The organism is Thiorhodovibrio winogradskyi (assembly GCF_036208045.1).
Lineage (GTDB): Bacteria > Pseudomonadota > Gammaproteobacteria > Chromatiales > Chromatiaceae > Thiorhodovibrio > Thiorhodovibrio winogradskyi.
Genome location: NZ_CP121472.1, coordinates 1,287,066 through 1,306,497, shown reverse-complemented (window position 1 = coordinate 1,306,497; position 19,432 = coordinate 1,287,066). Strand labels below are relative to the sequence as shown.

Annotated in this window: 17 protein-coding genes; 12 read left to right on the top strand and 5 right to left on the bottom strand. The window is 60.8% G+C overall.

Annotated elements, in window-relative coordinates; genetic code table 11:
- Positions 1 to 669 precede the first annotated feature (669 nt).
- The 4 genes from Thiowin_RS05975 (at position 670) to Thiowin_RS05960 (ending at position 5,959) form a co-directional block, all read left to right on the top strand.
- Positions 670 to 2,373 (top strand): EAL domain-containing protein, encoded by a 1,704-nt coding sequence (locus Thiowin_RS05975; RefSeq protein ID WP_328986826.1) that lies wholly within the window; start codon positions 670 to 672, stop codon positions 2,371 to 2,373.
- Between the two features lie 435 nt (positions 2,374 to 2,808).
- Complete coding sequence (locus tag Thiowin_RS05970) at positions 2,809 to 4,350, top strand: phytoene desaturase (RefSeq protein ID WP_328986825.1); 1,542 nt, start codon at positions 2,809 to 2,811, stop codon at positions 4,348 to 4,350.
- A complete protein-coding gene (locus Thiowin_RS05965; RefSeq protein ID WP_328986824.1) occupies positions 4,331 to 5,407 on the top strand; it encodes a phytoene/squalene synthase family protein in 1,077 nt (358 codons plus the stop codon). The genes Thiowin_RS05970 and Thiowin_RS05965 overlap by 20 nt, the downstream gene beginning before the upstream one ends.
- Positions 5,408 to 5,413: 6 nt before the next feature.
- Entirely contained in the window at positions 5,414 to 5,959 is a 546-nt protein-coding gene (locus tag Thiowin_RS05960; RefSeq protein WP_328986823.1) for a hypothetical protein, read from the top strand.
- 260 nt (positions 5,960 to 6,219) lie between these two features.
- Here the strand turns inward: Thiowin_RS05960 and Thiowin_RS05955 are convergent, their stop codons facing one another.
- Positions 6,220 to 6,510, bottom strand: a complete 291-nt coding sequence (locus Thiowin_RS05955) for an RNA recognition motif domain-containing protein (protein WP_328986822.1) — start codon at positions 6,508 to 6,510, stop codon at positions 6,220 to 6,222.
- Positions 6,511 to 7,114: 604 nt separating this feature from the next.
- Here Thiowin_RS05955 and pyk point away from each other — a divergent pair.
- The 3 genes from pyk (at position 7,115) to dapB (ending at position 10,363) form a co-directional block, all read left to right on the top strand.
- Positions 7,115 to 8,563, top strand: a complete 1,449-nt coding sequence (pyk, locus tag Thiowin_RS05950) for a pyruvate kinase (protein WP_328986821.1) — start codon at positions 7,115 to 7,117, stop codon at positions 8,561 to 8,563.
- Entirely contained in the window at positions 8,550 to 9,437 is an 888-nt protein-coding gene (locus tag Thiowin_RS05945) for an alpha/beta fold hydrolase (RefSeq protein WP_328986820.1), read from the top strand. Before pyk ends, Thiowin_RS05945 begins: the two co-directional genes overlap by 14 nt.
- 101 nt (positions 9,438 to 9,538) lie before the next feature.
- Complete coding sequence (dapB, locus tag Thiowin_RS05940) at positions 9,539 to 10,363, top strand: 4-hydroxy-tetrahydrodipicolinate reductase (RefSeq protein WP_328986819.1); 825 nt, start codon at positions 9,539 to 9,541, stop codon at positions 10,361 to 10,363.
- 13 nt (positions 10,364 to 10,376) lie between these two features.
- Here dapB and Thiowin_RS05935 read toward each other — a convergent pair whose 3' ends face one another.
- Positions 10,377 to 11,066 carry a ComF family protein gene (locus Thiowin_RS05935; RefSeq protein WP_328986818.1) on the bottom strand — a complete coding sequence of 230 codons (690 nt, stop codon included), beginning with the start codon at positions 11,064 to 11,066 and terminating at the stop codon, positions 10,377 to 10,379.
- Between the two features lie 160 nt (positions 11,067 to 11,226).
- On the opposite strand from Thiowin_RS05935, the gene bioB reads away from it, so the two are divergent.
- Genes bioB through bioD form a run of 5 tightly spaced genes read left to right on the top strand, consistent with a single transcriptional unit; the run spans position 11,227 to position 15,879 of the window.
- Positions 11,227 to 12,246: a biotin synthase BioB gene (gene bioB / locus Thiowin_RS05930; RefSeq protein ID WP_328986817.1), complete on the top strand. Its 1,020-nt coding sequence runs from the start codon at positions 11,227 to 11,229 to the stop codon at positions 12,244 to 12,246.
- On the top strand, positions 12,243 to 13,517 hold the full coding sequence (gene bioF, locus Thiowin_RS05925) for an 8-amino-7-oxononanoate synthase (RefSeq protein ID WP_328986816.1): 1,275 nt from the start codon (positions 12,243 to 12,245) through the stop codon (positions 13,515 to 13,517). Before bioB ends, bioF begins: the two co-directional genes overlap by 4 nt.
- A complete protein-coding gene (bioH, locus tag Thiowin_RS05920) occupies positions 13,507 to 14,259 on the top strand; it encodes a pimeloyl-ACP methyl ester esterase BioH (protein ID WP_328986815.1) in 753 nt (250 codons plus the stop codon). Before bioF ends, bioH begins: the two co-directional genes overlap by 11 nt.
- Positions 14,256 to 15,170 (top strand): malonyl-ACP O-methyltransferase BioC, encoded by a 915-nt coding sequence (gene bioC, locus Thiowin_RS05915; protein WP_328986814.1) that lies wholly within the window; start codon positions 14,256 to 14,258, stop codon positions 15,168 to 15,170. The genes bioH and bioC overlap by 4 nt, the downstream gene beginning before the upstream one ends.
- A 10-nt stretch (positions 15,171 to 15,180) precedes the next feature.
- Entirely contained in the window at positions 15,181 to 15,879 is a 699-nt protein-coding gene (gene bioD, locus Thiowin_RS05910; protein WP_328986813.1) for a dethiobiotin synthase, read from the top strand.
- A 70-nt stretch (positions 15,880 to 15,949) separates the two neighbouring features.
- Here the strand turns inward: bioD and Thiowin_RS05905 are convergent, their stop codons facing one another.
- The 3 genes from Thiowin_RS05905 to Thiowin_RS05895 all read right to left on the bottom strand — a co-directional run bounded on the left by Thiowin_RS05905 (position 15,950) and on the right by Thiowin_RS05895 (position 19,403).
- On the bottom strand, positions 15,950 to 16,738 hold the full coding sequence (locus tag Thiowin_RS05905) for a tellurite resistance TerB family protein (protein WP_328986812.1): 789 nt from the start codon (positions 16,736 to 16,738) through the stop codon (positions 15,950 to 15,952).
- A gap of 157 nt (positions 16,739 to 16,895) precedes the next feature.
- Positions 16,896 to 17,789, bottom strand: coding sequence for a GGDEF domain-containing protein (locus Thiowin_RS05900; protein WP_328986811.1), 894 nt, complete (start codon positions 17,787 to 17,789; stop codon positions 16,896 to 16,898).
- A 453-nt stretch (positions 17,790 to 18,242) separates the two neighbouring features.
- Positions 18,243 to 19,403 carry a vWA domain-containing protein gene (locus tag Thiowin_RS05895; protein WP_328986810.1) on the bottom strand — a complete coding sequence of 387 codons (1,161 nt, stop codon included), beginning with the start codon at positions 19,401 to 19,403 and terminating at the stop codon, positions 18,243 to 18,245.
- Positions 19,404 to 19,432: the final 29 nt, after the last annotated feature.

Genomic DNA, 19,432 nt, shown 5'->3' with positions numbered 1-19,432 from the left:
GTTAATTAAAAGTCTTCAAAGTATTGCTTAGGTATCTTGATTAATGCCATCTTTCCATTCGATCCGATGTTATTTATACACATATAATGCTCTGAAACGAATTCGAAGGTTTCATGAAGTGTCAGATTTTTTTACACTGCGAATAACCGACGAAATCTATCGGACAACCTCCCCTTTTGGGTTGTTAAATGTCTGATTAAAGGTTTTTTTGTTGGCCTTCGAGAACTCCTCATGCTTCTTCACTACATCACAAATCGGGCATTTTCACCGATCAGACTGTCAGCTTTTTTTACAGTTTGGAGCGTCGATCTAGGTCGAAATTTTAACATCATTGTTTTTCATAGCAATTTATTAAAGGCATGTATTTTGCTTAGTGATTCTGAGAAAAGGTTAAGGCACGAGGTGATAAGGTGTCTTAGGGCCTAACCTTAACAGACGCCCCAGGTCACATTTCGCGCTTATCAGGAATGAGAGCCACCATGAGAAGGGAACACCATGACGCTCCAAAACCATGATACTCCGGAGCACGGGATCCTTAAGCACTTGTTGAGTCCAGCCCCCTTCCCACGCGCTTCGGATTCAGCCGATCCAAGCGGCATTCTCCCATCCGTTGGCGCGGGCGGCAGCATTGCTTCATTCGACACTGACTCGCGGCACCAGCAACTGTCGTTGACCGCGGCAAGAGTTGGCACCTACCAGCTCGTCTTGTCGGATGGTCTTGTTCATGGCGATGCTCAGTTTTTTCGCCTGCTAGGCCTGCCGCTCGATACGCGCCCCAACACGGACCCTAATCAGAGCACCAGCCAAAGCACAGTGTCGCTTGAGGCGTTTCAGCAACAACTCAATCATGACGACCGCTACCAGCTCCAGAACGCGCTTGACGCCATTCGCCACAATCACAGCAAGGCGTTCGAACTCTGTTTTCGGATCCCAAGCGATGCAGGCAAGACCATTCCTGTGCTAGATCGCGGACGCGTCTTTAGGGAAGATGGGCGGCTGCTCATCGCCGGAGCCCTTGTCGATCTGACAGGTTTTGTTGCTCCGGTACAGCAGTTCCAACACCTGACATCCCATGATCCCTTGACCGGCTTGCTCAGCCGCCACGGCATCTGGCGTCTTGTCGAGCAAGCCCATCAGCAGACGCATGAGACCAAACGGGAATGCGCTATCGCCCTGCTGGATGTCGATCATCTAAAAGACATCAATGACATGCATGGGCCGACCCTGGGTGACCGAGTGCTCTCCGCCTTGGCTGAACGTCTTCATGAGCGATTACGGCCAAAAAACATCACCATTGGCCGCTGGGGCGGGGATGAATTTCTTGCCGTCGCCGCCGACACCGATGAAGCGGCGCTGGTACAAGAGATCGACGGCGCACGTCAGATGCTGGCCGAAAAACCGCTGAACATCGACGGGCAGGATATCTCGGTGACCTTAAGCGCCGGCGTGACTTCCGCCCGTCGCCTGATGGACAGCACCGAGCAGGCCCTGGCGCGGGCCGACGTTGCCCTGTACCGCGCCAAAAAAGATGGCTATAACCGTGTCTACGGCGGTAGCACGGGCGCGGGCACCGACAACCGCACCCTGTCCCTGGCCATTCTGGTTCAGGATGCGGTGCGCACAGCCCGCGTGACTCCAGTCTTTCAGCCAGTCGTGCGACTGCGCGACCGCCAGCCTGTGGCCGAGGAAGCCTTCTCCCGTATCATGGAAAACGGCTCGCGTCTGTTGAATGCATCCGCCTTCATCGAGGTCGCGCTGCAGCTTAAACTCTTGCACCGCATTGATCACATGCTGTTTGAGGCAGCGATGGAACGCATCGCCTACCCGCCGTCGAACTCCGCCTTTCCGCCTAGGGACCGCCAATCAAGGCCTATCTTCGTGCATGTTTCAGAGGATTTAATCCAGCATCCCGCCACCCTGAACGACATGATCAATGCCCTCGATGGTGCCACCTTGCCCGAGCCACTGCCGCTGGTGCTAGTGCTCAATGAGCAAACGGCTACCGAGCACAAAAAAATGGTGGCTGACACCCTAAAACCCTTGCTAGACCTTGGCTGCAAACTCTCTGTTTCCGGTTATGGTACGCGCGGCCATTCCTTGCAGCTTCTGCACCAGGATCTCCCCATCAACTTTTTGTCCATCGACCCCTTCCTAGTGCAGAAAGCGCTGGAATCCGATCGTGCCCGATCAGTGATTGCCGAATTGCAACAGAGCGCGCGCGGCCTTGGTATCACCACCATTGCCAAGCAGGTACAAAACCCCGCCACCCTGAACCTGGCAATCGAACTTGGCCTGGATTGGGGACAAGGCTACCTGCTCGGCGTGCCAACAGATCCTTCCTGGCCGCTTTCGGCGCGCTCAGACTCCGGATAGCTGCCCCAAAGAGTTTGACCTGGACGAGGCGAATGAATTCGCCCCGTCTAAATCCATTTTCTTTCGCACCGTTTCAGGTGGAATTCAGACTTCGCCATTGCTAAGCAGGCTCGTCGCCATATCCCGCCGAGTTGGATTTGTTAGTCCAAGGGCCGACCTTTCGCCTCCGACTGCTCCCCCTCCTCACGACGATGCAGTTTCCTTCGGCTCGGGAGCCTCAGGCCATGAACGGCAGGAACTTTCTTCGTGCTGTTGAGGCTCCTTTGCGAGTGCACCACAAGAGCGGCTCAAATTTGGAAACGCTGATCTAGCCCTGCGCGCGATTGTGCTGCTATACTGTCAGGACAGATTGACATCCATCTGACTTGACACTTCACTTGGCTTGTCACGAGTTAACTACTTAACGCGTGACCAGTTGACTAAGGGAGCAGCATTTTGGCCGACGCCGCATCAGCCTCATCCTCGGCAAAACCATTAGCCGTCGTTATCGGCAGCGGCTTTGGCGGTCTCGCCGCGGCCATTCGCCTGGGCGCGCGCGGATATCGCGTCACTGTGCTCGAGAAGCTCGACGCTCCCGGCGGGCGCGCCTATGTGCATCGCATTGATGGCTTCAGCTTCGACGCTGGACCCACCATTATCACCGCTCCCTTCCTGCTGGAAGAACTCTGGCAGATGTGCGGGCGGCGCTTTGCCGATGATATCGACCTGCGTCCGATGGACCCCTTCTATCGGATTCGCTTCGACAACGGCGACACCTTCGACACCAATGGCGATGCCGAGGCCATGCGCGAGCAGGTACGCCGCTTCGCGCCCGAGGATGTTGAAGGCTATGAGCGCTTTCTTGAGGCAAGCAAGAAGATTTTTCAGGTCGGGTTCGAGGAATTGGGCCATGTGCCCTTCACCCACTGGACCGACATGGCGCGCATTGTGCCAAAAATGGTCGCGCTGCAAAGCTATCGCAGCGTCTACAGCATGGTCTCAAGCTTCGTCAAGGACGAACGCCTGCGCGTGGCACTGAGTTTCCATCCGCTGCTGATTGGCGGCAACCCCTTCTCGGTTACCTCCATCTACACGCTCATCTCCTATCTGGAGCGTCACTGGGGCGTGCATTCCGCCATGGGCGGCACCGGCGCCATTGTCGATGGCATGGTGAAACTGATTCAGGGCCAGGGCGGTAGCATCCGCTACAACGCCGAGGTGGCTGAAATCACCACCGTCAAAGGTCCGGGAGACCAGGACAAAGCCAAACCCCGCACCAACGGCGTGCGCCTGACCGATGGCGAGTATGTGCCCGCCGAGGTGGTGGTGTGCAACGCCGATGTGGCCTGGACCTATCAACACCTGCTACCGTCCATCAAGCGCCGCCATTGGACCGACAACAAGCTGAAAAACGCCAAGTATTCCAATGGACTCTTTGTCTGGTATTTTGGCACCAAATGCCAGTACCCGGAGGTCAAGCACCACAGCATCCTGCTGGGGCCACGCTATCGCGGTCTGCTCGACGACATCTTTCACCACAAGGTACTGGCCGAGGACTTCAGCCTCTATTTGCACCGGCCAACGGCGACCGACCCCTCCCTGGCCCCCGCGGGCTGCGACACCTTCTATGCCCTGGCGCCCGTGCCACATCTTGGCGCCAAGCTTGATTGGGCCGAGCGCGCCGAACCCTTCCGCGCCGCCATCGCCCGGTATCTGGAAAATTCCGTGCTACCCGGTTTGAGCGACAACATCGCCGTCTCCCGGGTCACCACGCCAAAAGATTTCGAACAACGCCTGCTCTCGACCATGGGTGCTGGCTTCAGCCTGGAACCTGTTCTGCTACAAAGTGCCTGGTTCCGTCCCCACAACCTGAGCGAGGAAGTCGACCGGCTGTATTTTGTCGGTGCCGGCACCCATCCCGGCGCCGGTGTGCCGGGTGTCATTTCCTCCGCGCGCGTGCTCGATAGGGTGGTCCCCGATGCCTCTGTTCATTCGTGATTCCAGCTTTGCCGATCCGGCGGATCTGCTTGCCTGCCGCAAACTTCTGAGCAACGGCTCCAAGTCCTTCTACGCCGCGTCATTTTTCTTGCCCAAGCGACTGCGCGAGCCGGCCACGGCCCTCTATGCCTTCTGTCGCTTGGCCGACGATGCCATTGACGACAATCCAGAAGACCATCAAGTCGCCCTCGCCGGTCTGCGTGAGCGACTCGACCGCGCCTATCGCGGCCAGCCCATCAACGACCCCGCCGACCGAGCATTCGCCGGCGCCATTGAGCGCTTCGACATCCCGCGCGACCTGCCAGAAGCCCTGCTTGAGGGCTTTGAATGGGATGCCGAGGGCCGGGTGTATCAGGATCTGTCCGGCGTCTATGCCTACTCCGCCCGGGTGGCCGCCGCCGTCGGGGGCATGATGGCCGCCATCATGGGCGCGCGTTCGCCCTCGGTGCTGGCCCGCGCCTGCGATCTCGGCACCGCCATGCAGATCACCAATATTTGTCGCGATGTCGGCGAGGATGCGCGCAACGGTCGCATCTACCTGCCGCTTGAATGGCTGCGCGATGCCGGCCTGGAGCCCGAGGCCTGGCTGCGACGCCCGGTTTTCAACGAGGTGATCGGCGACATCGTCAAACGCCTGCTCGACACCGCCGACACCCTATATCAGCGCGCCGAGGCCGGCATCGCCAAGCTACCCACCGCCTGCCGGCCTGGGATCTATGCCGCGCGCCTGCTCTATGCCGAGATCGGCCAGGAAATTGCCCGCAATGGCTATGACTCCGTTTCCCAGCGCGCATTCGTCAGTTCGGCACGCAAGCTGACCCTGCTCGGGCGCGCCATGGCGGTGACACCCCTGCCGATTAAAGCCGTCTGCACCGCCGATCCACTGGAGGAAAATCGTTTTCTGGTCGATGCCCTGGCCATCCCCGATCCCGTCACGATCAACGCCACCGTGGGCGACAAAGTAGTCTGGGTGCTGGATCTATTCCAGCAACTTGAGGAACGCGAGCGTGCCAATGCTGAATTTGGCCGAGCGGCAGCAGCAGTCAGCAACGGCTAACGCATCATGCCTACCTTCGTCGGTCTTGGGTTCACACTTGTTGGCGTCTGGTTTCTGTTCCAAGCGTTTAGTAGCCGTCGCGAAGCACTGGAACGGCAAGCGGCGGAAGCAAGCACCAGCCAGGCGAGCGGCTTGACTGAACACCACCACCATGACAGTCCAGCCCACGACAATGAGGCCCAAAACAATCAGGCCCATGACCATCAGGTGGTCGCGGAAGCACTGGTCGATTCGCAGTTAACCGCGGAACAACATCGACACAACCGCGAACTGCAAAAATTCGCGAGCGGGTGCGCTCCTGTGGTGGCCATAGGCGTGGTGCTGATGGCGCTTGGCGTGTCGGCCATCGCCCTGATGATGAATCTCACGATGAAGGAGACCATGGACAGGCCGGGCCTGCTGTCCATTTTCGACATCGTCAGCATTCTGTTCTTCGCGGGAGCCTTTGCCTACTCACTGCTGACCAGAACCTACTACAGCACGGTTGCGCTGACCGAAAGCAAACCGAATCACCTGATAGCCAATTCACCTGATAACAACAACCGCCCGTAGTGACTCGCGTTGCATAGGAATGTGAACTAACCTGCCTCCGGCGTGGAAAGGATGGCCCTTTTGCTCTCCATGCCGCCCTGCAACAGCCCAAGATAAGAACCCGCCCCAATCGAGGATCGAGCGCTGGGGGAAGCGGACTTGATGCGGGAATCTCGCAAGCTAGAGCGAAAATACCCGAGCCTTGGCGCAAAGACCAACGCCAGTCTCAGATCATCCTGATCCGAGGCCTGGCAAGGTTCAAGGCGCAGGCTAGCCGGGAATCACCAGCGCTGGCCACCACCACCGCCACCACCCCGGGGCGCACGCTCGGCACGGGGTTTGGCCTGATTGACCCTAATCGGGCGACCTTTCAGCGGGGTCTCATTCAAGGCCTTGATCGCGGCATCCGCCTCGGAGTTGTTCGGCATCTCAACGAAGCCAAAACCTTTGGACTGGCCGGTAAATTTATCGGTGATCAGATTCGCGCTTTCGACATCGCCATAGGCGGCGAAGGCATCACGCAGTTCGTCCTGGGTCACGCCATAGGCGAGGTTGCCAACGTAAATATTCATCAGTCTCTCTCATCAAAAATGTGCATTGCGGAACGGGCGCCTCCGCCCGGCCAATGCACTCACCGGACGAAGATCAGGCTGGCAGATACGCGCGCCAGCCTGAACACCAGACTGATCGGGCTTAAAACTCCGGTCCTGTTGCGCCCTGCACTCGATGTGTAAAATCCGCGATCAGTTCGAGCGGGCGAAGATCCGGCGACATGACGGCGCGGGGCCGGCAGCGACCAGGTCTGGGCGAGATCGGAACGCCTTACGAGCAACTTCACTCCCAGGGTTTGCACCCAAATGGTCACTGGAAGCTGACAACTCACAAGGCGGAGCGCATCGAGCAGGAGGGGAAGAATCAACTAGGCGGGAGAGTCAGTCACCGAATTAGCGGCAGGCGTTTCGGCCGTAAGATACTAGAAAACCATGCGGGTGCAAAGAGAAATCTGCCAAAAACCAACTGACCTATTGACGAATCGGTCACATCAGGATGGCATGCTATGACAGAGGCCTAGCCATAATCCCCCGGAGCACCGAAAAGCTCACTCGCAAAATCCGGACCTTATACCCAGTCCTTATTACCAATCCTTGCTTCACTTCCATTGGAACGCCACCCCTCATGCAGTTTCGTTCGCACAAAACCAAAATCGTCGCCACCATCGGCCCCGCTTCGGATCAACCAGTGATCCTGTGCCAGATGCTAAAAGCCGGGATGAATATCGCTCGACTCAACTTCTCCCACGGCGACCCCCAATCCCACGCCGAGCGCATTAGGCGCCTGCGCCAAGCGGCGCAAGACACCGGCCAACGCCTGGCCATCATGGGCGACCTACCCGGACCCAAGATGCGCATTGGCGACCTGGCCGAGGAGCCGGTTGAATTGGTGCGCGACAACCTCTTTACCCTGACCACCGAGGACATTCTCGGTAACGTCGAACGCGCCAGCGTTACTTTCAAAGGTTTACCCGCGGCGGTTAAACCCGGCGACCGGCTATTTTTGAACGACGGCTTCATTCTGCTCAAAGTCGTGGAGGTCAGCGCAACCGAGGTGGTCTGCAACGTCCGCGCCGGCGGCGAGTTGCGCTCGCGCAAAGGGCTGAACCTGCCCGGCATTGACCTTGGCATCAGCGCCTTCACCGAGGAGGACCACGACTGGCTGCGCTTTGCCGCCGAGCAGGGCGTGGATGCCATTAGCCAATCCTTCGTGGCCAACGCCGAGGATATGCAAGCGGTGCGCGCGGCGGCGGCGGAACTCAACTATCAGCCCTTTCTCATCGCCAAGATCGAGCGCGCCGACGCACTGGACAAGCTGGAAGCCATTCTCGAGGCCAGCGACGGCATCATGGTGGCACGCGGCGATCTCGGCGTGGAAATTCCCATCGAGAACATCGCCGTCGCGCAAAAGCGCATCACCGAAATTGCCAACATGCGCGCCAAACCGGTCATCACCGCCACCCAGATGCTCGAGTCCATGGTGCTCTTCCGCCGTCCGACCCGCGCCGAGGCCACCGACGTGGCCAATGCCATCCTCGGCGGCACCGATTGCGTGATGCTCTCGGCCGAATCCGCCATGGGTCGCTTCCCAGTTGAATCCGTCGCCATGCTGGCCGGTATCGCCGCCGCCACCGAGCCCGAGCGCGACAACCGCGCCCTGGCCCAGGCCTTGGGTGCCTATGGCAGCGGTGGCAGCCTGCGCGCGGTCGATCTGATTGCTCGCAGCGTCTACCACACCGCCGAGCGCAGCGCGCCACAGGTCATCATCACCCCCACTCGCAGCGGCAACACCGCGCGCAACATTGCCCGCTTTCGGTTACCACACTGGATTGTGGCCCTGAGTCCGCTGCCCGCCACCTCCCAGGCGCTGGAATTCTCCTACGGCATTCAGCCGATCGACGTGCGCGAGGATCGCGCCGAGTGGGGCGAATTCGTCCGCGCCTGGCTGCGTGACATGGGGATTCGCGATGGGCTGGTGTTGCTGACCCAGGGCCCCTCGGACGAGCACCCCTGCGGCAACCATCGCCTGGAACTGATTGAACTTGACCGAGCGGCCGCCCATGCCTGCCACTAGCCTCTTCTCCTGCCACGGCGCGGATGGCCGGCGCATCGCCTGGCACGAATTCGGTCAGCCAGACGGACGCCCGGTGGTCTACTGTCATGGCTTCCCCAGTTCCGGGCGCGAGGCCGCGCTGTTGCATCAGCCAGCATTGGCGCTCGGCCTGCGCCTGATCGCGCCGGACCGCCCCGGCTATGGCGGCTCGGACGACCTGCCGGGGCGGGAACTGCGCGACTGGCCGGCCGATCTCGCCACACTGGCCGATCACTTGCAGCTGGAGCGATTCGCCCTGCTTGGCCTGTCTGGCGGCGGTCCCTACGCGGTTGCCTGCGCCTGGCGCCTGCCCGAGCGACTCAGCGCCCTGGTCCTGGCCTGCCCGCTCGGCCCGGTGTACCGGCCCGAGGTGCTGGCCGCCATGAATCCACCGGCGCGCGCCAGTCTCGCCCTGGCCAGGCGCTTGCCCTGGCTGGCGCAACAAGTCTATGGCGGCCCCACGCCCTGGGTGCTCGCGCGCTGGCCCGGGCTGGTTGAGCGGGTACGCACCCTTAACCTCCCGCCCAACGACCTCATCGCCCTGGCCGAGGGCGAGAATCAAGCCATCCTCAACAGCACCATCGGCGATGCCATGGCCCTGGGCGCACCCGGCGCCCGGCGCGATCTGCATCTCTACACCCATGACTGGCGGATCCCCTTCGACGCCATCCAGGCGCAGGCGCCCATCCGCATTTGGCACGGCGCGGCCGACGCCACTGTGCCCGCGGCGCACGGGCGTTGGTATCGCGACCATCTGCCCGGCGCCACCCTGACCACCCTGCCCGATCAAGGGCATTTCTCGCTACCCATTCATTTTGGCGAGCGGATACTGGGCGATCTGCTCACGGATGATTGATTGCCCCCGCACTTGACGCACCGGCGTGCCTTGGGGTCAGATTATCCCCCGATCCAAACCCATCCACCCACGCCTGCCGCGACAGGCACAGGAGCATCTTTATGACCGAGATTCGCGTGGCCGTCGCCGGAGCTGGCGGGCGCATGGGGCGCACCCTGATTCAGGCAGTGCATGACACCCGGGGCCTGCGCGTCGGCGCCGCCACCGAACTGGCCGGCAGTGGCCTCATCGGCATCGACGCCGGGGAGGTCGCCGGCATCGGCCCGGTCGGCGCGCCCATTCGCCCCGATCTGGACGAAGTTCTGGCTGATTTTGACGTGCTCATCGACTTCACCTCCCCCAAGGCCACCATGCACCATCTGGAACTGTGCCGCGACGCCGGCTGCCGCATGGTCATAGGCACCACCGGACTGACGGCGGATCAGCGCGAGACCCTGAGCGAGGCCAGCCTCGACATCGCCCTGGTCGTGGCCCCCAACATGAGCGTTGGTGTGAATCTGTCGCTCAAGCTGCTGGAACTCGCCGCCCAGGTCATGGGATCTGACGCCGACATCGAAATCATCGAGGCCCATCACCGTCACAAGGTCGACGCCCCCTCCGGCACCGCCCTGCGCATGGGCGAGGTCATCGCCAACACCTTGGGGAGAAATCTCGATGAAGTCGCGGTTTATGGCCGCGAAGGCCATACCGGCGCGCGCGACAGTCAGACCATCGGCTTTGCCACCGTCCGCGCTGGCGATGTCGTTGGCGAGCACAGCGTCTGGTTCGCCACCGAAGGCGAACGCATCGAAATCACCCACAAAGCCAGCAGCCGCATGACCTTCGCCCGCGGCGCCACCCGAGCCGCCTTGTGGATCAGCGAACGCGAGCGAGGCCTGTTTGACATGCAGGATGTGCTCGGCCTGCGCAAGCGGGCCGCCGAATGATTCGCCTAATTCGTCAGGGTGTTCGCCCCACCGCCCAAACATCGACGCGCTCGACGCCTGCCTGACGCAGCACGCGCGCAAGCTCGCCGACCGTGGCGCCAGTGGTGACCACGTCATCGACAATGGCGACATGGCGCGCGCAAAGCGGCTGTCGCACACGAAAAGCGTCACGCACATTGCTCTGACGTTCCGCCCGCGCGAGCCTGAGCTGCGGCGGCGTCGCGACCACGCGTTCGATCCTGCCACCATCCACATCAATACCCAGTTCATGACTGGCAACCCGCGCCACTTCCAGCGATTGGTTATACCCGCGCTGACGCAGCCGCGAGGGATGCAAGGGGACCGGCACCAGCAACTCGGGCAGGGACACATCCGGCTGCCAGCGGGCCGCTTCGGCCAGAAGTTGACCGAACAGCCGGCCGAGATGCAGCCGCTGGCGGAATTTGAAGTCACCGATCAGCCGCGTCACCGCGCCTTGATAGCGAAACAGTGCAATGCATCGGTCGTAGGCCGGTGGCTGACGCTGACAGCCTCCACAGCGCATACCATCCGGCGCGCCGGCCGGGAGCGGCAGCGCGCAGCAGCCGCAACTCGGCGCAATGTCCGGCAGATCAGCCAGGCACCCAAGGCACAGATCCAATTCGCCAAAACCCGCGGCACCGCAGAGCACGCAAGTCGGTGGATAGGCGCTATTCAGCGCCAATTGGAGCAACGTCTTCCCCCGTCGCCGGGCCGCTGTCAACCACCAAGACGCATGATGGTTGACAGGGTCGCCGATAGCCTTAAGCTTATCTGCCTGTGCCGCGAGACGCGGCCCTTCCCACGCCGCCTGCTCTAGGCGCCTATTCACGGAATTTCCCGCCATGCCTTTGGATCTCGCACCCCACTCGCACCCTGCAGACTTGCGCCATGACTGGACGCGGCAGGATGCGGAAACCCTGCTAAGCCAGCCCTTCAATGATCTGATATTCGCCGCTCAGCAGGCCCATCGCCAGCATTTCGACCCCAATCGAGTGCAGGTCAGCACCCTGCTCAGCATCAAGACCGGCGCCTGCCCGGAGGACTGCGGCTACTGTTCCCAAAGCGCTCAACATGATACCGGCCTGGAACGCGAGCGCCTGCTGTCGCTCGATGAGGTCGTCGCGGCCGCGCGCGCGGCAAAAGCCAGCGGCGCCACCCGTTTCTGCATGGGAGCGGCCTGGCGCAATCCAAGCAACACCCATCTCGAGCAGGTCATCGCCATGATCGCGGCCGTGCATGGGTTGGGACTTGAGACCTGCGTCACCCTCGGCATGCTGAGTCTCGCCCAGGCACAGCGACTCAAGGACGCCGGGCTGGATTATTACAACCATAATCTCGACACCTCGCCGGAATTTTACGGGCAAGTCATCAGTACCCGCACCTATCAGGAACGGCTCGACACCCTGGAGCATATCCGCGCGGTCGGCCTCAAAACCTGCAGCGGCGGCATTCTCGGCATGGGTGAGTCGCGCGCCGACCGCGCCTCGCTGCTGTGCCAGCTTGCCAATCTGCCGGCGCATCCGGAATCCGTGCCCATCAACCTGTTGGTCAAGGTGGCGGGCACGCCACTGGCGCCCGCGCCCGAGCTGGACCCCTTCGAGTTTGTCCGCACCGTGGCCGCAACGCGCATCATGATGCCGGCCTCCTATGTGCGCCTGTCCGCCGGCCGCGCGACCATGAGCGACGAACTCCAAGCCCTGTGCTATCTGGCCGGCGCCAATTCCATTTTTTATGGCGAGCGCCTGCTGACCACCGAAAATGCCGGCACCAACCGGGATATGGCGCTTTTTGAGCGACTGGGGCTCGCATTCGAGGCCATGCCGCCCGAAGGACGCGACCAGCCCGGTGGCTGCTTCAAATGACAGTCCCACCGAGCGCGGAACCCGCGCCCTTTCATCGTGAGCGTGTACTCTGCTCGCAACTTGCGGAACTCGCCGACCGCCAGCTCTATCGGCGCCGGCGCTTGTGCGAGAGCCCCCAAGCACCGCTGATGCAGGTCGATGGGCGCACCCTGCTGACCTTCTGCGGCAACGATTACCTTGGCCTGGCCAACGATGCGCGAGTCTTCGAAACCTTTACGCGCGCGGCCAGCGACTTCGGCGTCGGCAGTGGTGCCTCGCATCTGATCAATGGTCATAGCCGCTATCATCATCAGCTTGAGGAAGCCCTGGCCGACTTCACCCAAAGACCGCGCGCGCTCTTGTTCTCCACCGGCTACATGGCCAATCTGGGGGTGATCAGTGCCCTGGCCGGGCATGGCGAGCAGATTCTGTGCGACCGACTCAATCATGCCTCGCTGATCGACGGCGCGCGCTTGAGTGGCGCGCGCATGCGCCGCTATCGCCATGCGGACCCGGCCGATCTCCGGCGCCTGCTGGCCAGCACCGGAACCGACAAAGCCACCGCGATGATCCTGAGCGACGGCGTGTTCAGCATGGACGGCGACCTGGCACCCGTGCCTGAGCTGGCGCAAGCGGCACAACAGGCCGGCGCCTGGTTGCTAATCGACGATGCGCATGGCCTGGGTGTGATCGGACCGGATGGACGCGGCACACTGGCTGGCTTCTCCGCTCGTGCCCGCTCCACACCCGAGTTGCAAGACCCATTTGAGCAACAACAGGTGCCTATTCTAATTGGCACCCTGGGCAAGGCCTTTGGTACCTTTGGCGCCTTTGTCGCCGGCAGTGAAGCGCTGATCGAGACCCTGATTCAGCGCGCGCGCAGCTACATCTACACCACCGCCCTTCCACCCGCCGTGGCGGCGGCTAGCCTGACATCCCTGTCAGTGATGCAAGCCGAGCCCTGGCGGCGCGAACATCTCGCCCGGTTGGTCCATCATTTCCGTCAGGGCGCGGCCGAACTTGGTCTGCCGCTGATGCCCTCGGTCACGCCCATTCAACCCCTCCTGGCCGGCGCCTCCGCGCGCGCGCTCGACTGGAGCCACCGGCTCGAGGCGCGCGGACTGCTGGTGCCGGCCATTCGCCCACCAACGGTCCCGCAAGGCCACGCCCGACTGCGCATCAGTTTCTCGGCCAGTCACCAGATCGCCGATGTCGAGCGCCTGCTCGAGGCACTGGCGGCACTACCGAACACTGATCACCCAAACAAGGAGCACCGGGCAGATGCATCCTGATCCCCTGGTTTTATTGCACGGCTGGGGCATGAACCCGGCCATCTGGTCCAGCCTGCCCGATCGCCTGGCCGCTGGACGCGAACGCATCCCTCTGGCTCTGCCCGGCCATGCCGGTGCCGACTGGCAGACCGACTGGAGTGCCCTGCCCGACTGGGCCGATGCCTGTCTCGCCCAAGCGCCCGAGCAGGCGGTATGGCTAGGTTGGTCGCTTGGCGGCCTGATCGCACTCCAGGCTGCGCGCCAGGCACCCAAGCGAGTCCGTGCCTTGATTCTCATTGCCACCAGCCCACGCTTTACCCGCGCCATCGACTGGCGGGTCGCCATGCCGGAGGAAACGCTGGCACAGTTTCACGCCGCTCTGCTCGAAGACACAAAGGCCACCCTGCAGCGCTTTCTGACGCTGCAGGTACGCGGCAGCGAGGAGGCGCCAAGACTGCTCAAGCAACTCCGCCAGGCGCTCAACAGTGCGCCTGACGCCAAGCCCGAGGCACTGCGCATCGGGCTCGAGTTGCTGCGAGACGAGGATCTGCGTGGCCCGCTGCCAGACATCCGCCAACCCACGCTGTGGCTCTTTGGCGAGCGCGACACCCTGGTACCAGCCGCCGTGGCCGAGCGCATCGCCATCCTGCATCCGCAAGCGCGCGTCGCATGTCTGCCCGGTGCCGGTCATGCGCCTTTCCTGTCCCATGCCCAACGCTTGAGCGATCTGATCCATGCCTTTCTTGCCGAGGTGGCCACTTGAGCCTGCCACCCAGTCCGCGGCTCCCCGCGCACTCGGGCAATCAGATCGACAAAACCGCCGCGCGCCGCTCCTTCGAGCGCGCGGCGGCTACCTATGAGGCCGCCGCAGTGCTTCAGCGCGAAATTGGCGAACGCCTGCTCGAACGCCTGGACTATGTGCGCCTGCAACCCGCCACCGTGCTGGACCTTGGTTGCGGCACTGGCCTGGCACTCGATGATCTCTGCCGCCGCTATCGCAACGCCCGGGTCATCGGCCTGGACTTTGCCACTGGCATGCTCGCACGCGCGCGTCGCCGTGGCCACTGGCGCAACCGCCCACGCACCCTCTGTGGTGACATCGACCGCTTGCCGCTGGCGGACAATTCCGTCGATCTGGTCTTCTCCAACGCCACCCTGCAGTGGTCAAACGACCTCAGCGGCTGCTTCGCCGAGCTTTACCGGGTGTTACGACCAAAGGGGCTGCTGATGTTCACCACCTTCGGCCCGGACACCCTGATCGAACTGCGCCGCGCCTGGGCCGAGGCCGACGGCGGCGCGCATGTATCAACCTTTATTGATATGCACGACATTGGCGACATGCTGGTGCGCGCACGCTTTGCCGATCCGGTCATGGACTGCGAGCACTTGACCCTGACCTACGCAACTGTCACCGACCTGATGGCTGACATGAAATCCCTCGGCACCCAAAACCGGCTGCGGGGCCGCCAACGCGGGCTCACCAGTCGCGAACGCCTGCGCCGGATGACCGCCGCCTATGAGCGGCTGCGCCAGGATGATCGCCTGCCCTCCACCTGGGAGGTCGTCTATGGGCAAGCATGGATGGCAGCAGAGAAAGCGCCCGCGCAGCGGGTGACGGATCAGGGCATCGCCATCCCCGTCAGCGCCATCCAGCGCCGCTCCCTTTCTGGATAACCTTACGCGGATGAGCAAAGGCCTTTTCATCACCGGCACGGACACCGGCGCTGGCAAAACACTGATCGCTGCCGGACTCTTGCGCGCCCTCCAAAGCCAAGGCCACAGCGCCCTGGGGATGAAGCCCATTGCCTCCGGCTGTACCCCCACCAAAGATGGCCTGCGCAACGCCGACGCCCTTGCCCTGCAGGCCGCTGGCAGCCAGCAAATGCCCTACGACCAGGTCAACCCCATCGCTTACGCCCCCGCCATCGCCCCCCATCTGGCGGCGGAACAAAGCGGACAGCCCATTGACACCAAGCGCATTCTGTCCGCTTACCGCTGGCTGAGCACGCAGGCCGACTGGCTGGTGGTCGAGGGCGTCGGTGGCTGGCATGTCCCCCTTGGCAAGCAGCTCATGGTGCGTGATCTACCCGTATTGCTTGGCGACACCAAGCCCCTGCCCGTGGTGCTGGTCGTCGGCCTGCGGCTCGGCTGCCTGAATCATGCCCTGCTGAGCGCCGCCGCCATCGCCGCCGACGGCTGCACTCTCGCTGGCTGGGTCGGCACCCAGACCGAGCCCGAGATGTTGGCCGTCGAGGCCAACATCGCCACGCTAAAATCCCGCATCACGGCCCCCTGCCTTGGCTGCATCCCTTATCTGCCAAACACCAAACCCGAGGCCGTCGCCAGCTATTTCGACTGTGCTCCCCTGCCAGCCAAGTGCTAAGCCAAGTGCTAAGCCAAGTGCTAAGCCAGGTGCTAAGCGAAGAGCGCACCGGATCTCTAGCGACCTTGGTTTAAACAGCGGGCATTCCCAGGGTCTGGTGAATCATCTGTACCACGCTCGGCTGCAGTTCGGTCTTGTCGGCAAACTGACGCAGGTATTCACGTTCCTCGTCGGTATCGACCTCGACCGCGAGCAGGGAGGCGGCATAGATCTCGGCGGCCACCTCCTGATTGGGGATCTCGGCAACAAAGGCATCGAGATTCAGCGGCTTGCTCATCTCCGCCATCATCCACGCCTGTTCTTCCGAACCCAGGCCAGACTCTTGCGCCTTACCCAGAATGCGCTGAATCTCCCCGCCGCTGATCTCTCCATCTGACTTGGCGATGTTCATCATGCCCTTGATAATCAACTGGGTTTTCTGCTCCACCACCTGCTCCTCGGCCGGCGTTTGCGGTGGCAGTAACCCCAAGGGCAGATTGCCGCCGCTGAAAGGCGCTTGCGCCCCCCCGCCCTGGTTGGCATTCATCAGCGCCTTGTAGGCCACGCCCGCGATCATGGCCAAAGCCCCGCCCGAGAGCGCGCCTTTGACGGACTGCCCGCCGCCACCGACCAAGGACCCCAGCACGGCGCCAAGGCCACCGGCCTGAAGCGGATTTTGCGACGCACCCGCCAGCGAATTGCCAGCCGCGCCGAGCAGGCTGCCGAGCACGCCGCCCATGCCAGCACCAGCCGCGCCACCACCGCTCAGTTGCCCCAGGCTAGCCTGCAAATCCTGCAACGCATTGCCGATACGCTGCTGCCCCGATGGGCCAAGGTTGTTCTGAATGACGGATCCAAGCAAATCAGCAAAATTGGCCATGCTGGCGATCTCCCGTGATGAAGTGTGGTATTGGATGATTCCGGCAACAGGCTTATACACGGTTTTTCCGATTGCAGCCACCGTGCAATGTCCACCTTGACCGCGCACGCCCTCACTCGGACCCCCGAGCCTAGAGTCACAGCCAATCCGAGCCGTGCTATGAAACCCCGGGCTCTTGCCGATACAGTGCGCGGTCAGCAGCAACAATGAGTTCGTCAAAAAACTCGACTTGATCTGACAATGCACACACGCCACAACTGAGGGAGATGTCGATCACAGCACCGTCGTGAATGACTGGCTGGCCTTGAATATCGATGCCAAGGCGCTCGGCAAGCAGGGAGGCGCCCTTTAAATCGGTGTGCGGAAGAATCAACAGAAACTCGCTCCCGCCAAAGCGGCCAAAGATATCCGTCTCTCGGATCGCCGCCAGGACAGTTGACACGACAGAGTTAAGCACCTTGTCGCCAACCTGATAGCCAAAGGTATCATTCACATCCCTGAAATGATCCACACCAATCAGCACCAAACTTAGCGGGTGGCCATAACGGGTGGCGCGATCAAACTCTTTATCGCCAAGATCGTATAGGGTTCGGCGATTCAAAATCCCGGTCAGGGGATCTGTCGTGGCTAATTTAACCAATTCCAGTTTGGCTGAATGCTGCGCAATACAATAGCGAATCGATCGCTCGACCAAAGCAGGGCTCAACTCAGAGGTTTGCAGACAATCCATCGCACCGGCATCCAGTGCCAACTGCTCAAGATCTGGGTTGGTCTGACGAGTCAACAACGCCATGGGCGGAAACTCAGAGTCCATGCTATGGGCTGAAATAAATTCAAGATTGTCATCATCACCAGCATCATCCGCAAGCAGACAGAGATCGAAGCTATGCGGCCCGGACTCCAGGATCAGGGTTTCAGCGCTCTCGACCGTGCGAACCCGTCGCAGGCGATACTCCTTCCCTGGTCTATCCGCGAGCAGCGCCCTGAAACGAAGAAATTCATCTTCCTTGCCCTCAATAAGAAGAAGCGAATAGCAAGTATTTGAAAGCATAATGCACTCAGCTTCGGGTCTGATGTTTCTTTAGTATCTGAGAATGGGACAATGCGATAATTCAAGAGCTCAATAACCAGTTCCTGACAAAGGCTCTCCATGACCATATCGCCTAAACGCAGAAATAAGATTACCGAACGACGAAACCAGTGCGCTTGTATTATTGTTCGGTAAATTACTCATGGCAGGAAGGAATCAGTTGGCACCGAACGACTCGGTTGTATACTTGTTCGAAAACGGTTGCAGCGCTTCCAACTCAAGCATCCAATCAACGTGCAACGGACCCAAGATCACTCCTAGACCCAAGATCACTCCAATTAGTGTTGCGCGCTAAAAGAAACTCGCACTTGCTCGATGAAAATGGCGGATAACAAGGTACCCGCCACCATTCGCCTAATCCGGACGAAGTGTTACATCTTTCGCAGGTTCTTTAGGATCGATCTGCCCCTGCGATCATTCGCCTGATGCAACCGGCGCTGAAGGTCTTTCCCAGTAGGGATTTCCATCAGGCAACGCCGGAATTTTCTGGCTCAAGCTCGATATGGCTGCATCGATCGCTGGAATGGGAGGCGGCTGAATAGCCTCGAAAGTGGTGTCGTCATAGACGTACTTTCCACTGCCACTCGGATACTCCACGCCGACTTTCAAGTTGTGCGCTTCACCATCCACTGGCACATAGGAGCGAAAAGTCAACACATAATCGCTCTGTAGGATGTTTTGAATCTCCTCGACCACCCGCTGCATGCGATTGCCGGTTTCATCGACCAGGTAGTAAATACCAAAGGAGTTCTTTGACAGCGCCTCAAGGTTCTTGAAATAAGTTGGCTCGACCTGAGAATAGGCCAGGGAATAAATGGGCACGGGAATTGGCAAGCTGGAAATGCGTGTCATCAGTTCGTCGCGCGTGATCGAGCTTCCCTCATCCTTGCCATCGGAAAACACAAGGATGGAGCATGACACAACATAACTGCCAGAACCGACCTCAGTGCCCTGCGAGGCCATACCACACATCTGCAGGGCGGCACCCACACTATCGTAGATCCGGGTCTGCATACCATCGGCACGAATATCGGCAATGCGCCGCGCAAGTGCCCGTTCGTCTCGCTCAAACTGCGAGATCACCTCATAGCCTTCCTTGGTGTCGCGCACAGCCAGCACGGCAACTTCATCCTGGGGGCGCTTGCTCTCAATGAAGCGAATCGCCGCGCGGAGCGTTTCCTCGAAGGGATCATCCGCCATGGACCCGCTCGCATCGATAATCAAAATGCTGCGAGTCGCTTCTTCGCGCTGGCGAATGGATTGAATGCCATACTGGCGCTTCATCGGGTCATAGGTGCGCCCCTTGACCATGAGACCGATGTTGCGTTCATTCAGATTAACCAGCGGCTGCATCTGGGAATCGAAGGTGCGCAGATAAACTTGTACAAATGGGTAGAGCGTGTAGTCGGTGCGATATATTTTCAGCCCATAACCTCCCGGTGCCGCAAAGCCATAGCCCAACCCTTGGGCATGGACAAAGCCTGCCCCCAAAAACATCCACATAAACAGCAAGACAAACGCCAGCCCCAGATGCGACGTGCGTCCAGGTAAAAAAGCCAAAGAGACAGATTTCACTTGATACCTCCGATCATCGCCTGTTGGAA

Excerpts from the sequence above, each read along its gene's own strand:
- Thiowin_RS05965 (WP_328986824.1), top strand. The coding sequence starts at position 4,331 with ATGCCTCTGTTCATTCGTGATTCCAGCTTTGCCGATCCGGCGGATCTG.
- bioD (WP_328986813.1), top strand. The coding sequence starts at position 15,181 with ATGAGCAAAGGCCTTTTCATCACCGGCACGGACACCGGCGCTGGCAAA.
- dapB (WP_328986819.1), top strand. The coding sequence starts at position 9,539 with ATGACCGAGATTCGCGTGGCCGTCGCCGGAGCTGGCGGGCGCATGGGG.
- bioB (WP_328986817.1), top strand. The coding sequence starts at position 11,227 with ATGCCTTTGGATCTCGCACCCCACTCGCACCCTGCAGACTTGCGCCAT.
- Thiowin_RS05900 (WP_328986811.1), bottom strand. The coding sequence starts at position 17,789 with ATGCTTTCAAATACTTGCTATTCGCTTCTTCTTATTGAGGGCAAGGAA.
- Thiowin_RS05905 (WP_328986812.1), bottom strand. The coding sequence starts at position 16,738 with ATGGCCAATTTTGCTGATTTGCTTGGATCCGTCATTCAGAACAACCTT.
- Thiowin_RS05960 (WP_328986823.1), top strand. The coding sequence starts at position 5,414 with ATGCCTACCTTCGTCGGTCTTGGGTTCACACTTGTTGGCGTCTGGTTT.
- Thiowin_RS05945 (WP_328986820.1), top strand. The coding sequence starts at position 8,550 with ATGCCTGCCACTAGCCTCTTCTCCTGCCACGGCGCGGATGGCCGGCGC.
- bioF (WP_328986816.1), top strand. The coding sequence starts at position 12,243 with ATGACAGTCCCACCGAGCGCGGAACCCGCGCCCTTTCATCGTGAGCGT.
- pyk (WP_328986821.1), top strand. The coding sequence starts at position 7,115 with ATGCAGTTTCGTTCGCACAAAACCAAAATCGTCGCCACCATCGGCCCC.
- Thiowin_RS05955 (WP_328986822.1), bottom strand. The coding sequence starts at position 6,510 with ATGAATATTTACGTTGGCAACCTCGCCTATGGCGTGACCCAGGACGAA.
- bioH (WP_328986815.1), top strand. The coding sequence starts at position 13,507 with ATGCATCCTGATCCCCTGGTTTTATTGCACGGCTGGGGCATGAACCCG.